This is a genomic window from Paenibacillus sp. FSL A5-0031 (genome assembly GCF_001956295.1).
GTDB lineage: Bacteria > Bacillota > Bacilli > Paenibacillales > Paenibacillaceae > Pristimantibacillus.
Genome location: NZ_MRTD01000003.1, coordinates 24,180 through 38,248 on the forward strand (window position 1 = coordinate 24,180; position 14,069 = coordinate 38,248).

Consider the following 14,069-nt stretch of genomic DNA (forward strand, 5'->3'; position numbering starts at 1 on the left):
TGATATAGAAATACAATATCAATCAATTACTGTGTGACGAAGAAAGGGATGGAAACGATGATTTTATATGAGAAGGAAGACGCATTCATATTGATCGCACAACATGATCATGCGAGAATATCCGGAGATCTTGTTTCTGCCTGGCAGAGCCAGTTATTTCATAGTGAGGAACGAAAAGATGAATTAGCTTACGCTGCATATGAGCATGACAGCAGCTGGATTGATTTGGACCGTATCCCGCTTTGGAATGATGCAGCAAATATGCCGTTTTCGTTCCGCGATTTTCCAGGCAACATCCGCTTTTTCTTCTATTCTAAAGGTTTGGATCATGTTCAGAAAACGAGCGAATACGCCGCTTTGCTTGGCAGCATTTTGTATACGACGCTTGCTGAAAGATTCAGAAATGAGGATACGATTACGTTTGTAGAACGTGAATTTGCAAGACAAAGCGCGATCATCGAGCGACTGCAGCTGGATGTTAGCCTGCTTCAGCTTCATGCGAAAGCGCTGCTGCTTTGTGATGAGCTGTCGCTGTTTGTATGTATGGAGCAGCCGGGAACGCCTCGAAATCAATATGAATGGTTTGCTGATGGGTTTCCCTATTGGTTCGACCGTACGGGGCAAACCTCATTAATAGCGGATTGGAAGGATGAAACGATCATCCAATTGCATCCATTCCCTTTCAAACATGAGGTGGAGACTTCATTATCTTATAAAGAAGTAAGCAAGGCGGACATAGCTGTTTATGGGATCGCAGAAGCTTATCAGCGTGCAGAGCTGCTTGAGCATAAGATTCGTTTTCAGCAAGAGCCATTGGAATAGTCGTCGCTAGAAAGAAGGATACCGCATACTTGCCCGGTATCCTTCTTTTTTAATCCCTCGATACTTACTTAACAGGCCCCATTGAAGTTATTTCTAAATCTACCTTTACACGCACTTCAGCATTCGCAAATGTCTCACCCCAACGATCCTCTACCTTGCAAAATTTCTCGTATTCCTTTGCTCTTGCATACACCCCAAGCCCTATGGGATCGATTTTATGCTTTTGCAGTTTCTCGATAATGCTCGTAAATTGCTCCTGCATGAGAACAGCAACCTGTTTTTCCAGCTTTGTATCATCCTTCTCTACATTGAAAGGGAATAGATGCTCGGAGAGACCGACCCTTGTCTTCACGTGAATATCAAACTTGAATTTATTATTTTCATAGGTTGTTTTGATTTTTGTTTTTACTTTGGCGCCAGTCAGGCTCAAAATATTCGTTTCGAATGGTCCGTTTACGGGTTCGCCAGGGATGGGATAGGACAAGCTGAAGCCCGGTGCCGCTTGTTTCTGCAAAATACTTAGCAGGATCGTTTCTTGGGGACCCAAAGAAAGCTCATATTTGCCTTTCTGATTCAGCAATGCTGAGCCTTTCAGCCTAACCTGGTTATTGACGATCTTCACCTCAGCAATGTAAGGCGTTAAGCCTTTATCATAAAACTGCCTGTGAAATTCTTGGGCGGTCGTCGCATACGTTTCCGATTTTATCGATTTGGTATCCACCATGCCTCGGAGCAGAATAGGAAGCAGCGGCTGATCAGGAGGATTTAGTGAAAATACTTCCTCTAATGAGCCATCAACAGCAATAACACGGTCGGTTACCGTGTTTCTTGCATCACGAAACAACACATCAAGCATCGGAAACCAGTCCTCGTAACTCAGAAAATGTCTGCCTAGGAGGATCACTTGGTAATTTCGACCTTGGATGGAGCCGCTTGATTGCGAGTCTTGAATCGCTTTGGATTGCCGAAGCGAATTTGCGCTTCCTGAAGTTTCTTGACTCTTTTTCTTTATGTTTTTGCTGAAAACAGGAGCGGAAGAATAAAAATGAAATTTCTCATTTTTATCCAAATCCATGCCAAGAGCAAGCGGTGTTGCCGCATTTTCTAAATACAGCTGATCCCCGCAGGCGGATGCAGTAAGGCAAATCGTAATGTACAAGCAACATACAAAAAAGAGGCGCAGCTTCATAGATCAGCCCTCCGGTGTACTCGTTTGTAAATGACCATATATAGCAGCAGTAGACTAGGTAGTATATATTCCATCCCAAAACCAAACCAAGTAAGCCATAATTCAATTTGATCGCTTCGCTTGAATGAGGGGATGTGAATAAAAGTAGCTATCGCAAGAATAATGCACAAGATACGTAATGGGACACGATGGTTGCTTAGCCCGAAAACCTTGCTTATGCAGAAAGAGACGATATACATAGACGGAATCCAAACGAGTGAGAAGACGAACAAATAAAAAGCGATGAAAGGCACCTCAATCCGTTCAATAAAGCGAAATTCAATTGTTTTGAGAATACTGATGATTGGATCATTATAAAGTGTGATTTCATGGGGACTGAAGTAAATGAAGCATATGATTGTAATAAATAGATGTACGGATAGGGTAATCGTATTGGATATAAACAGTGAAGAAGCAGCTTTATCCTTCTTAACTAAATAAGGATAAAATATAAAAACGGCAGCCAGGCCCAGGTTCGGATAGATCGTTGCTTTCACCGCCGAGAGGACGGGAAGCCAGCCTACTTTTAATATGGGCAGCAAGTTGAGCCAATGAGCATATTTAAGGGTAAATAGATAAACAAAGGGCAACCAGCATGATATGACAGCTACTAGCTCGGCGTATCGTCCTAAGATGCGAGGACCGTTTATAGCGATTTTATAAGCGGGTATTAACAGCAGAATCATGAGTATGTAGGACTGTGTGTTTGGCATCAGCCAAATTTTAATAATCAGGATGGTGCGCACAAGACCGTCATACATAAGAGAGAGGAAAAACAAGGCCAACAATAGGGTAAATCCTTTGGCAAGCCATTTCCCCATCATTGCAGGCAGCGCATCAATTAATGTTTTATCCGAACAATGTCTCATCACCATAATAATGATATACCCGCATAAAAGACTGATGGCATAACCAATTAGAATGGAAATCCAGCCATCCGTTCCTGCTATTTCTGCTAACTTTCTCGGTAAGGAAAGGACGGCGACACTAATCTGAATACCGGAAATAATAAAAATAAATTGCATCGAAGTTATCGTATTACCTTCGGTGTTCGTCAATGTGCTCCATCCTCCTTCCGAGTGTTTGTTTGACGTTTTTCTTGAAGCGGGAGTGCGTTTTTTGGTCTCTTTTCCATCAGCCATAATGGTGCTCTTATTAGGGTGTCCTTCAAATCTGAGAAACGGAGCGGAGCCAGTGGGCTTCCATATGGCATGCCAAGCGATTTAAGCGTTAATAAATGAGCGATCATCGTCATCAAACCAACAATGATCCCAACAAACCCGAACAGTGAGGATAAAATCATGAGCATGAAACGAATTAAGCGAACGGCTGCAACCATATCGTAATTTGGCAAAATAAATGAAGAAATGGCCGTAAATGCTACAACGATAACCATAACGTTACTTATTAAGCCAGCTTGAACGACAGCTTGTCCAAGTACAATACCCCCAACGATGCCAACAGTCTGGCCAACGGGGGCGGGCAGCCGGACGCCAGCTTCACGGAGCATTTCCAAAGTGATTTCCATTATAATGGCCTCCACAAAAGGTGGAAACGGTACTTGTCCGCGTGATTCTCCCAGGGTGAGAAGCAGCTTCATTGGAATGATCTCAATATGGAAGGAAACAACTGCGATATAAAAGGCAGGCAAAAATGTAGCAGTAATAAATGCAAACATTCGCAGCAGCCTCAAAAAGGTTGCAATGGACCAACGAGTACTATAATCGTCGATGCTTTGGAAATAAGAGTAGAAGCTGACTGGAGCAACGAGTACGCTTGGCGAGCGGTCGACGATAACGACACATCTTCCTTGCAAAATTTGCGATGCTGCAGAATCTGGCCGCTCAGTAAGAACGAATTGCGGGAAGAGTGAGAAGGGATTATCCTCGATCAGCTCTGCCAGCTCACCCGTGTTTAAAATGACATCTACGTCAATCTTTTGAATTCGATCCTTAAGATCGTTTAACAATTGAGGATTCATTACATCCTCCAGGTAAATAATCGTTACGGAGGTCTGGCCGCGCCGACCGACAATCAGCCGTTTCATTTTTAATTCGCGATTCGGGATATAACGTCTGATCATAGCGATATTTTGGCCGCTGGTTTCGACAAAGCCTTGATGGGCGCCTTTTAAGGAGGCTTCCATTTGTGGATCTTCGATTGCCCGCTGCGGCCAGCCGCTTGTGCCAAGCACATAGGCCGTCTCTCTGCCGCTCACGAATAATATGGATTTACCGTGCAGTATTGCTATCTCAATTTGGTACCAATCCGTTTCGGGTACGATTTGTCCAATGGTCATCATTAACTCATCACCAGGTTTTCCCTCGCTCGAATCTAGCTGCAAGGGACGAAGGACGTCACTATTAATTGCTGCTCCATCTGTCAGCCCATCGATGTAGATGAGTGCTGCTTGCTCAGTAGTTTGCTTGATCGTTAGATTCCTTATGACTAAATCGCTTGTATCCGAAAAAATTTCTTTTATACGTTCTATGTTTACTTTCAGGTCTGAGCTGATAGGTTCTGTTTGATCCATTGCTTGCGTCCTCCCATCCTCGCTGCCGTCTTGATTGATACACCTATTTTGCCACGGTTTACCATAGCTATACGCATGCAAAATAAATACCCCCTTGCGAAAGAGCAAGGGGGTATAATTGATGTTATATGTTATTTTGCTTTACTAACGGCCTATGAGCCTGATTTAAACAACGTTGCAATCGAGCCGCCTTCGGTAATGATTTTAATGGCGGTTGCAAGGAGCGGGGACATCGGCAGTACGACAAATTTACTCGAATGCTCTTGGCCGATACTGATCGTATCCGTAATAACGACTTCGCGGATGTTCGGATGATCCAGCTTCTCAAGCGCATTGGCTGAGAATAGGCCATGCGTTGCACATATGTAGGAATCATGCGCGCCTTTTTTCTTAAGCGCTTCTACGACATTTACTATTGTGCTGCCTGTATCAATTAAGTCTTCAATAATAATTGGTGTCATGTCTTCAACATCACCGATGATATGCGTGATTTCAGACTGATTATGAGCGGGACGATTTTTGATCATGATCGCAAACGGACAGTCAAGCAAGCCGGCAAGCTTCTCGGCAGTTGTAGCTCGGCCCGCATCTGGCGATACGACAACAGGGTTTTTGATGTTTTTGCTTCGCAAATAATCAATGATCAAATCAAGCGCCGTTAAATGATCGACTGGAATATCGAAGAAGCCTTGAATCGGATCTGCATGCAAATCGACGGTAATGATTCGGTTTGCTCCAACGGTAGTCAATACATCGGCTACCATCTTAGCGGAGATTGGCTCTCGCGGTGCCGATTTTCTTTCCTGACGTGCATAACCATAGTATGGCATAACGATATTAATGGTTTTCGCTGATGCTCGTTTGGCAGCGTCTATCATGACGAGAGTTTCGATTAAATGCTCATTTACGGGATGGGAAAGTGATTGGACGATGAATACGTCACAAGTACGAATAGGTTCTCCGTATGAAACATGAATCTCACCGCTTTGATGCCTTGATATTGCGACATTGCCTAGCGGGAGCTCAAGTTCTTTACATAACTCCTCAGCCAACTTCTGGTTCGAAGTGCCGGAGAAAATTTTAATCTTTTGCATGTGATCCTCCTAAATGGTAGCTACAAGATGCTACGTTAAACGACATTATTAGCTCAATCATAACAAACAAAACAAAAGAGGACAAATATTTGATGAAACGACGTTTCTATTGGAACAAATAATGAAAGGTGATAAAGTGGATCAAGGAAAAAGTACCACAGAAGGAGATGCCCTACTTGCTTGCTCAGAAAAAAATCCAAACTCAACATCAATCCACTGGCATTAAACGGCTTTGGCTGATCCTCTTGCTTGGATCGCTCTCCGCGTTTGGGCCGTTGTCCCTTGACATGTATTTGCCGGCGCTGCCGCAGCTAACGGATGATTTCGTTACAAGCTCATTTCTTGTTCAGCATCAGCTGGCTTAATCTTGCTTATCATGATATTAATTGACGCGCCGCTCGCTGCGATTCTTGTGCCATTGTTTTTTGTTGTAGCAAGCGTTGGTATTATTTCGACGACTGGCTTCTCCTTAGCGATGCAAAAGCATGACTATGCTGCAGGCAGCGCATCTGCATTGCTCGGGTTATTATCCTTTACTTTTGGGGGCATTATTTCACCGCTCGTAGGTCTTGGCGGCAGCGCAAATGCGCTCCCTATGGGAATTTGGATAACGATTGCAGAGCTGGGTGCTGTAGCCTGTTATATTCTTTTGATCAAAAAGCCGTTTCGAAAGCGCTAATCCAAAGAGTCTGCCATCCAGCTTAAGCAGTGCAAGCTGCTTTGGATCGGCTCTTTTTTTTGCGGTTCAGGTAGGTGTATAATGTGTGCTTAGAAGGAGGTGGAAGCATGTCCAGAGAAAAAAGAGCTTATGAGCTGGTCGCATTGAAGGAGATAGCAGAGACACTTAACAGCACAAACGACATGGATCAAATGCTGAACGATGTGCTTGCCAAGCTGCTTCAGGTTACAGGTTTTACTACGGGCTGGATATTTATGATTGACAATAAAAGTGAAAACCTTTGCGCGGCTACATATAATTTGCCTCAAGGTTTAGCGGCAAACAATCAGGCGGTCATGTGCGGCGAGGTTTGTTGGTGCGTTGAAAGCTTTAAGCAAAACAAGCTGGATCAAGCAGTAAATATTATTGAATGCTCAAGAATTACATATGCCATCACGAACAAGCTTGGTGATAATGAGGGTGTTACTCATCATGCGACGGTTCCGCTACGAGCAGGAACGGATCAATTCGGCTTGTTAAATGTTGCTGAAGCTGGCAAGGATCGTTTTAATGAGGAGGAGCTTGCTCTGCTGCAAGCCGTTGCTTATCAGATCGGGACGGCGATTAAGCGAATCCGCCTGTATCAGGTGCAGGAGCAGCATGCGATTCATTATGCGAAGCTTGGTGATGTTATTCAGAAAATAAACGCCATACAAGATATAAACCATCTGCCGCTGCAAGCGGTTAGCCATATAGGCGATACGTTCAACTGGCAGCATGTATCGTTATTTATGTATGAACAAGAGCAATTATCGCTTCGCGCACATTATACAGACAATCACGTCCGAAAAGAGTGGCTTTCGCTTGCCATCGATCAAGGCGGGATGGTTAGCAAAGCGTTTCATGAGAATCGTCTTGTCAAACAGTCCGTATGCGACAGCAATTCCTGCTCGTCTTTATCATCCATAGGGATACCGCCATTCTCATCAGCAGTCGCAATACCGCTTCGCATTCGCAGCCGCCCTATTGGCGTTCTGTTTGTAAGCAGTCAGTTAGGCAAGCAGTTTGATGATTACTTAGAGGACTTCATGTATTCGCTTGGGGATCATTTCACGTTAAGCGTAGAAAATTTGCGGGTATATGAGCAGCGGCGCGAGCTCGCACGCATGGAAGAGCGAAATCGAATGGCTAGAGATTTGCATGATTCGGTTATTCAAAAGGTGTTCTCTTTATCCTTTCTAGCGAAGGGCGCCGAGACGGTGCTGGCAGGCAAAGAACCTGTCGTGGAACGATCGTTACAAGAAATAAGACAACTGTCACAGGAAGCGCTGAAGGAAATGAGAACGCTGATTTGGCAGCTGCGGCCGGCAGGTCTGGAGCATGGGTTGATTACTGCGCTTAAGCAATATGGCAAGAGCATGGACTTAACCGTGTATGAGAAGGTGGAGGGCGTTCGCGAGCTTCCGCGTGCGATTGAAGAAGCCCTTTGGAGAATCGGGCAAGAGGCGCTTAATAATGTAAGAAAACATGCAGATACGAATACCGTTTATGTGCGGCTCATCAAAACAGAGTCTCGCGCCTGCTTGGAAATTTTGGATCGAGGCCGCGGTTTTTCGCAAGAGAAGCGTAAAGGAAAACTGACCATGGGAATGCTGACGATGCGGGAACGTGCAGAAACGCTTGGCGGAGAGCTAACGATTACGGGCGGAAAAGGGCAGCCTACAATGGTGACAGCTGTTATACCGATTGCAACGGAAATGGAAATGTGGGAAGAGGAATGAGGAACTGTTTTGACGATAAAAATATTGCTCGTTGATGATCATCAAATTGTGTTGAAGGGAATTTCTTTTTTTCTAAGCATGCAGCCTGATTTTGAGCTGGTGGGTGAAGCGAATAACGGCAAGGAAGCGGTGGAAAAAGCTGCTGAACTAAAGCCTGATATCATACTGATGGATCTGAACATGCCGGTTATGGATGGGATCGAGGCGAGCAATTTAATCGCTAGGCAAAATCCGGATATTAAAGTGCTTGTGCTCACCAGCTTCTCGGATCGCAGTCATATCGTGCCTGCTCTACAATCCGGAGCTGCTGGGTATATGCTGAAGGATGTAGAGCCTGATCAGCTTGCAGAAGCGATTCGCAGCGCCTATAAAGGAAATATTCAGCTGCATCCGGATATAGCGAGTGCGTTACTCGCTCAAGTATCGCCGCAGATTAGTTCGGTGAAAGGGCTGCCTATTCGTGAGTTAAGTGAAATATTGACTCCGAGAGAGCTAGAGGTGCTGCAATTGCTTACCAAAGGAATGAGCAACAAAGATATTGCTCACTCGCTCACTGTAGCGGAGAAAACAGTCAAAACGCATGTGAGCAGCATTTTAAGCAAATTGGATTTAACGGACCGAACGCAAGCTGCGTTATACGCGGTGCAGTTAATGCGAGAACCTGAATAACACGCTGACGTAAGACTATAGTCGTAAGACTAGCTCTCCGCCTTTGGCGGTTTTTTTATGTCGATTTTTCGGTCTATTTACCGATGATTGTTGCCCTAAAACTATATACAATTAAGGTACTTACAAAAAGTAAACAAACATCTTGGAGGGAAATATACAATGAGTACAGTATTATTTATTAAAGCAAACGATCGTGGAATCGAACAGGCAGTCAGCGTTAAGCTATATCAATCTTTTCTAGACAGCTTTAAAGCTAGCCATCCAGAAGACACAGTGGTTGAGCTTGATTTGTTCAATGAAAACTTGCCTTACATGAACGCTGATATGATTAACGGCAACTTCAAAGCAGCTCGCGGTTATGACCTTACACCTGAAGAGCAAGCAGCTGTAGCTGTTTCGGACAAATATATGAATCAATTTCTTGCGGCGGATAAAGTGGTATTTGCATTCCCGCTTTGGAACTTCACTGTTCCTGCAGTATTGCACACTTATATCGACTACCTTTCACAAGCTGGCAAAACGTTCAAATATACAGCTGAAGGCCCAGTTGGTCTGATCACTGATAAAAAAGTCGTATTGCTTACTGCTCGCGGCGGCATTTATTCCGAAGGCCCTGCAGCTTCGGTTGAAATGGCACATAACTTTATCCGCACAGTAATGGGCTTCTACGGTGTGACTAACCTAGAGAGCATCATCATTGAAGGTCACAACCAACTTCCTGACCAAGCAGAAGCTATTGTAGCAAAAGGTCTTGAGGAAGCAGCAGCTTCAGCTGCTCGTTTCTAAATCAACCGTTTAAGTGCGAAGGCAGCCGGACAATTTCGGCTGCCTTTTTGTATGTGGATGAATTTAAAACTTAATAAAAATTTGAGTTGCGATACGTGATCGGGTACGATGGCGATATAAGAGCATGGACGAAAGGTTGATAAATCAGAGCTGATACAGGAAGAGGTATGATGTCTATGGACTTGAAAAAGCTGCGTTATTTTATCGCAGTAGCAGAAGAGCTGCATTTTAACCGTGCTGCCCAAAAGCTGAATATGACTCAGCCTCCATTGAGCCAACAAATTCAAGTTCTTGAAGAAGAGCTTGGTGTGAAACTTTTGGAACGAACCAAGAGACAGGTTCGACTTACGACTGCTGGTGCGATATTTTTGGAGGAATCGAGAAACATTGTTGCTCATTTGGAACGATCGATAAAGATGACACAACTTGCAAGTGAAGGTAAAATAGGCAATTTATCCATCGGGTTTGTGGATTCAGCAGCAGGCGGTATGATGGTCAATGTTCTAAAGAAATATCGAGAACGGTTCCCAGATGTACAGCTTACACTTTCTGAAATGACATCTGCTGAGCAACTGAAAGCGCTGCATGATGGGGAAATAGATGTTGGATTCCATCGGTTGCTGGACCCTTCAAGACATATCACATCTAGACTGTTCACGAACGAATCACTTGTTGCTGTATTGCCCAAAACACATCCGTTAGCCGATCAACCAACCGTTTCACTGCATTCTTTGAGGGAAGAACCTTTTATCTTATCACCACATCATATGGGGGCTTCATTTCATGACCTAATTGTAGATTTTTGCAGGCAGCATGGATTTCAGCCTCGCATCGTGCAGGAAGCTGTTCAAATGTACACGATTGTAAATCTGGCAGCTGCAGGCATAGGCATCTCAATTGTTCCCTCTTCGGTTTCCGTATTTCAACGCAGTGATGTCGTATTTCGATCATTTGATGAGGATACACCGCGTGTCCCTCTTTATGCAGCCTGGAAAACAGAGAAGAGTGAAACGGTTCTGACTCATTTTCTAAAAGCAGTGGAGGAAACAGCCGCTAGCCAGACTAGCTGACTTGTGAGAACGCTCTAACCTGTTTTACTAGCATCAAACTGAGCAACGTCTTTTAATACGTTATTTATTTGCATTATAATCTCAGCATCTAGACTAACTCCTGCCGCTTTTACGTTTTCCAATACCTGCTCCGGCTTCGAGGCGCCAATGATAACGGAGGACACCTGCGGATTTTGCAAAACCCACGCTACCGCGAGCTGTGACAGCGTTAAGCTGCATTTTTGTGCAATCGGCCCTAGTTGTTCTATTGCCTGAAGGACTTCTTTATTCAACCATTGTCCTGCCAAACGTTTAAAAAACGGCGAACCAGCGGCCGTAGAAGCGCGCGAGCCTTCTGGTATAGGCTTGTCAGGAGCATACTTACCGGAAAGAATACCTTGCGCAAGTGGTGACCAGACAATCTGACCAATTCCTTCACGCTCGCAAGCGGGAATAACCTCGGCTTCAATAACCCGCCAAAGCATAGAATATTGGGGTTGACTCGCAACAAAAGGAACTTTCAGCTCCCTTGCCAAAGCCGATCCTTGCGTTATCTGATCTGCTGTCCACTCACTTACGCCGATATACAAAACTTTTCCTTGTCGAACCAAATCGGAAAACGCCACAAATGTCTCTTCAAGCGATACGGTCGTATCAAATCGGTGAGCGTAATAAATATCAATATAGTCCGTCTGTAATCTGCGAAGTGAAGCATGGCAGGATTCCATAATATGCTTGCGTGATAACCCTCTATCGTTATGCCCATTCCCTGTTGGATGAAAAACCTTCGTGCACAATTCAATACTTTCACGACGTATTCCCTTTAAACAATGACCTAAGACCGATTCCGCCCTCGTCTCCGAATAAGCATCAGCTGTATCGAAAGTTGAAATTCCAGCGTTTAGTGCAGCATTTACGCATGCTTGTGCGGTGTTGTCATCCACTTGTGCACCGTGGGTTATCCAGTTTCCGAGAGCCACTTCGCTTACTAATAAGCCGCTTTTACCAAGTTTCCTATAATTCATGTTTCATTCCTCCTTTCAATGTAAATCTGATTATAGCAACCTATATTTAATATTAAAAATATATAATAAACGCATTATTAAGTTGATTTATGTATTAATAGAATCGAAGGACGAATGGTTCTATTGTTACTGGATATAAAAAAAGGTTGACGTGATAAGCGGATCAATGTTTTTATTATATAGACCGATCGTTATAATCGAGGAGTGAATCAATGTCGGAAAAACATAATACAAGGCATGCCATACTTGATACGGCAGCTAGGCTTTTTTTTACGCAGGGCTATCATGCGACGGGATTAAGCCAAATTATTAAAGAAAGTGATTGTCCGAAGGGATCTCTTTATTATTATTTCCCAAACGGCAAAGAAGAGCTTGCGCTGGAATGCATTAACTGCACGAAGGAGCTTGTGATTGAGAAATGGAGAAAGAAATTTGCTAATTACGAGGACCCTGCTGAAGCCGTTCAGGCTTTTGTATTTGATATGGCTGATGATGCAGAGAAGTTTGATTATAAGGGTTATATGCCGTTTAGCTTCTGGATGGCAGTCGAAACCTCATCGATTAGCGAAACGCTGAGAGCAGCTGGACAAGGTGTATTTGCAGCATGGCAGAACGTGATTTCCGATAGACTGGTTCAGCTTGGAATGGAAGACACTAGAGCAGTTGAGGTTGGCGTCGTCACCGTTTCCTTATTGGAAGGTGCGCTCATTCTAACGCTGACGAATCGGGACAAGCAGCCGTTGTTATCCGCAGCGAAATGTTTGCCGTATATCATTAATAAATGTCCTTCTCTATGAGAAGTCATGAATAAATGCTAGATAGATAATAGGAGAGTGGAAGGCTTGCAAGCAACAATGACAGAATCGCAACAAAATACGGGGCAAAAATATAAAGTAATCCCCATTATGATTTCATTATTATTAAGCGGCTTTATCGGAATGTTTAGTGAAACGGCATTAAATGTAGCACTAAGCGATTTAATTCGCGTCTTTGATATTACGGCGCCAACGGTACAGTGGCTTACAACGGGATACTTGCTGACGCTGGGCATATTGGTTCCCGTATCGGGACTGCTGCTCCAATGGTTCTCGACAAGGCAGCTTTTCATAGCTGCACTCAGTTTCTCCGTACTAGGTACATTGGTAGCGGCGCTCGCACCAAGCTTTGAAGTTCTTATGGCTGCGCGTGTTATCCAAGCAGTCGGAACGGCGCTTTTGCTGCCGCTTATGTTTAACACGATCCTCATTATTTTCCCGGCTGAGAAGCGGGGAGCGGCAATGGGTGTAATTGGGCTTGTTATTATGGTTGCGCCTGCTGTAGGCCCGACGATTGCAGGACTTTTGATTGAAAACTTAAGCTGGCACTGGATTTTCTGGTTGTCGCTTCCGTTCCTAGTCATTGCACTATTATTTGGGATTATGTATATGCAAAATGTTTCTACCATAACAAAACCGAAAATTGATATTTTTTCTCTCGTATTCTCAACGCTGGGTTTCGGCGGCATCGTGTTTGCCTTTAGCAGCGCGGGTGAAGGTGAAGGCGGCTGGGGCAGTACAAAAGTGATTGCGACCATGATCGTTGGTATTTTGTCCCTTGCGATTTTCGCTGTTCGTCAATTGACGATGAAGCAGCCGATGATGAACTTACGGGCGTTTAAGCATCCGATGTTTGTTGTAGGAACATTAATGGTATTTATTTGTATGATGGTTATTTTATCTTCTATGCTCGTTCTGCCTATGTATTTGATCAGTGGACTTGGTCTTAGCGCACTGACAGCTGGCCTCATTATGCTGCCAGGCGGTCTAATTAACGGAATTATGTCTCCCATTATGGGCAGCCTGTTCGATAAGTTTGGTCCTAAGTGGCTCGTTATTCCAGGTCTTGTCATCGTTGCCGCTGCGCTATGGTTCTTCTCAGGCATAACGACAGCATCAACCATTACGTTAATTATTGTCCTTCATTCATGCTTGATGATCGGTATTTCGATGGTATGGATGCCTGCACAAACAAACGGGCTCAACCAGCTGCCACGCGAGTTGTACCCGGATGGTACGGCGATTATGAATACACTGCAGCAGGTCGCTGGCGCTATCGGTACCGCAGTTGCAGTAAGTATTATGACCGCAGGAATGACAGGCTTTATGAAGGATGTAGCAGATCCTACAGATCCGGCAAATGCTCCGCTTGCTTTGACGGCGGGTATTCAGAACGCATTTATTTTCGCTATGATTGTTGCCATTATCGGTCTGATCGTTGCTTTCTTCATTAAACGGGTTCATGTGAGCAAACAGAAATAATAGATTTGAATACTAGAGACAGTCTATGGGAACATGGGCTGTCTCTTTTTTAATAGAATGATTGACGGTGAGAACAATTATCAATTACAATGATTGAAAATATGCTGCAGAGAAGCATTTGCATTAC

General features: G+C 44.2%; 14 protein-coding genes. 9 read left to right on the plus strand and 5 right to left on the minus strand.

Going from position 1 to position 14,069, the window contains the following annotated elements:
• The first annotated feature begins 57 nt into the window (after positions 1-57).
• A complete protein-coding gene (locus BK120_RS06345; RefSeq protein ID WP_076266661.1) occupies positions 58-822 on the plus strand; it encodes a DUF3891 family protein in 765 nt (254 codons plus the stop codon).
• 64 nt (positions 823-886) lie between these two features.
• Here the strand turns inward: BK120_RS06345 and BK120_RS06350 are convergent, their stop codons facing one another.
• From BK120_RS06350 to BK120_RS06365, 4 genes are all read right to left on the minus strand, one after another.
• The gene (locus BK120_RS06350; protein WP_076266662.1) at positions 887-2,011 is read right to left on the minus strand and encodes a Ger(x)C family spore germination protein; all 1,125 of its coding nucleotides are present in this window, start codon (positions 2,009-2,011) and stop codon (positions 887-889) included.
• Positions 2,008-3,108: a GerAB/ArcD/ProY family transporter gene (locus BK120_RS06355; protein WP_256710817.1), complete on the minus strand. Its 1,101-nt coding sequence runs from the start codon at positions 3,106-3,108 to the stop codon at positions 2,008-2,010. Before BK120_RS06355 ends, BK120_RS06350 begins: the two co-directional genes overlap by 4 nt.
• Entirely contained in the window at positions 3,105-4,583 is a 1,479-nt protein-coding gene (locus BK120_RS06360; protein WP_076266663.1) for a spore germination protein, read from the minus strand. The genes BK120_RS06355 and BK120_RS06360 overlap by 4 nt, the downstream gene beginning before the upstream one ends.
• A gap of 152 nt (positions 4,584-4,735) precedes the next feature.
• Positions 4,736-5,677: a ribose-phosphate diphosphokinase gene (locus BK120_RS06365; RefSeq protein WP_076266664.1), complete on the minus strand. Its 942-nt coding sequence runs from the start codon at positions 5,675-5,677 to the stop codon at positions 4,736-4,738.
• A gap of 176 nt (positions 5,678-5,853) precedes the next feature.
• On the opposite strand from BK120_RS06365, the gene BK120_RS06370 reads away from it, so the two are divergent.
• The 6 genes from BK120_RS06370 (at position 5,854) to BK120_RS06395 (ending at position 10,641) form a co-directional block, all read left to right on the plus strand.
• Positions 5,854-6,042 (plus strand): hypothetical protein, encoded by a 189-nt coding sequence (locus tag BK120_RS06370; protein ID WP_076266665.1) that lies wholly within the window; start codon positions 5,854-5,856, stop codon positions 6,040-6,042.
• Between the two features lie 2 nt (positions 6,043-6,044).
• The gene (locus BK120_RS06375; RefSeq protein ID WP_076266666.1) at positions 6,045-6,356 is read left to right on the plus strand and encodes an MFS transporter; all 312 of its coding nucleotides are present in this window, start codon (positions 6,045-6,047) and stop codon (positions 6,354-6,356) included.
• Positions 6,357-6,463: 107 nt separating this feature from the next.
• On the plus strand, positions 6,464-8,116 hold the full coding sequence (locus BK120_RS06380; RefSeq protein WP_076266667.1) for a GAF domain-containing sensor histidine kinase: 1,653 nt from the start codon (positions 6,464-6,466) through the stop codon (positions 8,114-8,116).
• 9 nt (positions 8,117-8,125) lie between these two features.
• Positions 8,126-8,785 (plus strand): response regulator, encoded by a 660-nt coding sequence (locus BK120_RS06385; protein WP_076266668.1) that lies wholly within the window; start codon positions 8,126-8,128, stop codon positions 8,783-8,785.
• 159 nt (positions 8,786-8,944) lie between these two features.
• Positions 8,945-9,571: an FMN-dependent NADH-azoreductase gene (locus BK120_RS06390; RefSeq protein WP_076266669.1), complete on the plus strand. Its 627-nt coding sequence runs from the start codon at positions 8,945-8,947 to the stop codon at positions 9,569-9,571.
• A 176-nt stretch (positions 9,572-9,747) separates the two neighbouring features.
• Complete coding sequence (locus tag BK120_RS06395) at positions 9,748-10,641, plus strand: LysR family transcriptional regulator (RefSeq protein WP_076266670.1); 894 nt, start codon at positions 9,748-9,750, stop codon at positions 10,639-10,641.
• A 14-nt stretch (positions 10,642-10,655) separates the two neighbouring features.
• On the opposite strand, the gene BK120_RS06400 is transcribed toward BK120_RS06395, so the two are convergent.
• The gene (locus BK120_RS06400; RefSeq protein WP_076266671.1) at positions 10,656-11,645 is read right to left on the minus strand and encodes an aldo/keto reductase family protein; all 990 of its coding nucleotides are present in this window, start codon (positions 11,643-11,645) and stop codon (positions 10,656-10,658) included.
• Between the two features lie 212 nt (positions 11,646-11,857).
• Here BK120_RS06400 and BK120_RS06405 point away from each other — a divergent pair, with 212 nt between their 5' ends.
• Together BK120_RS06405 and BK120_RS06410 are read left to right on the plus strand one after the other, a co-directional pair.
• Positions 11,858-12,442 carry a TetR/AcrR family transcriptional regulator gene (locus tag BK120_RS06405; protein ID WP_076266672.1) on the plus strand — a complete coding sequence of 195 codons (585 nt, stop codon included), beginning with the start codon at positions 11,858-11,860 and terminating at the stop codon, positions 12,440-12,442.
• A 57-nt stretch (positions 12,443-12,499) separates the two neighbouring features.
• A complete protein-coding gene (locus BK120_RS06410) occupies positions 12,500-13,942 on the plus strand; it encodes a DHA2 family efflux MFS transporter permease subunit (protein ID WP_076267040.1) in 1,443 nt (480 codons plus the stop codon).
• Positions 13,943-14,069: the final 127 nt, after the last annotated feature.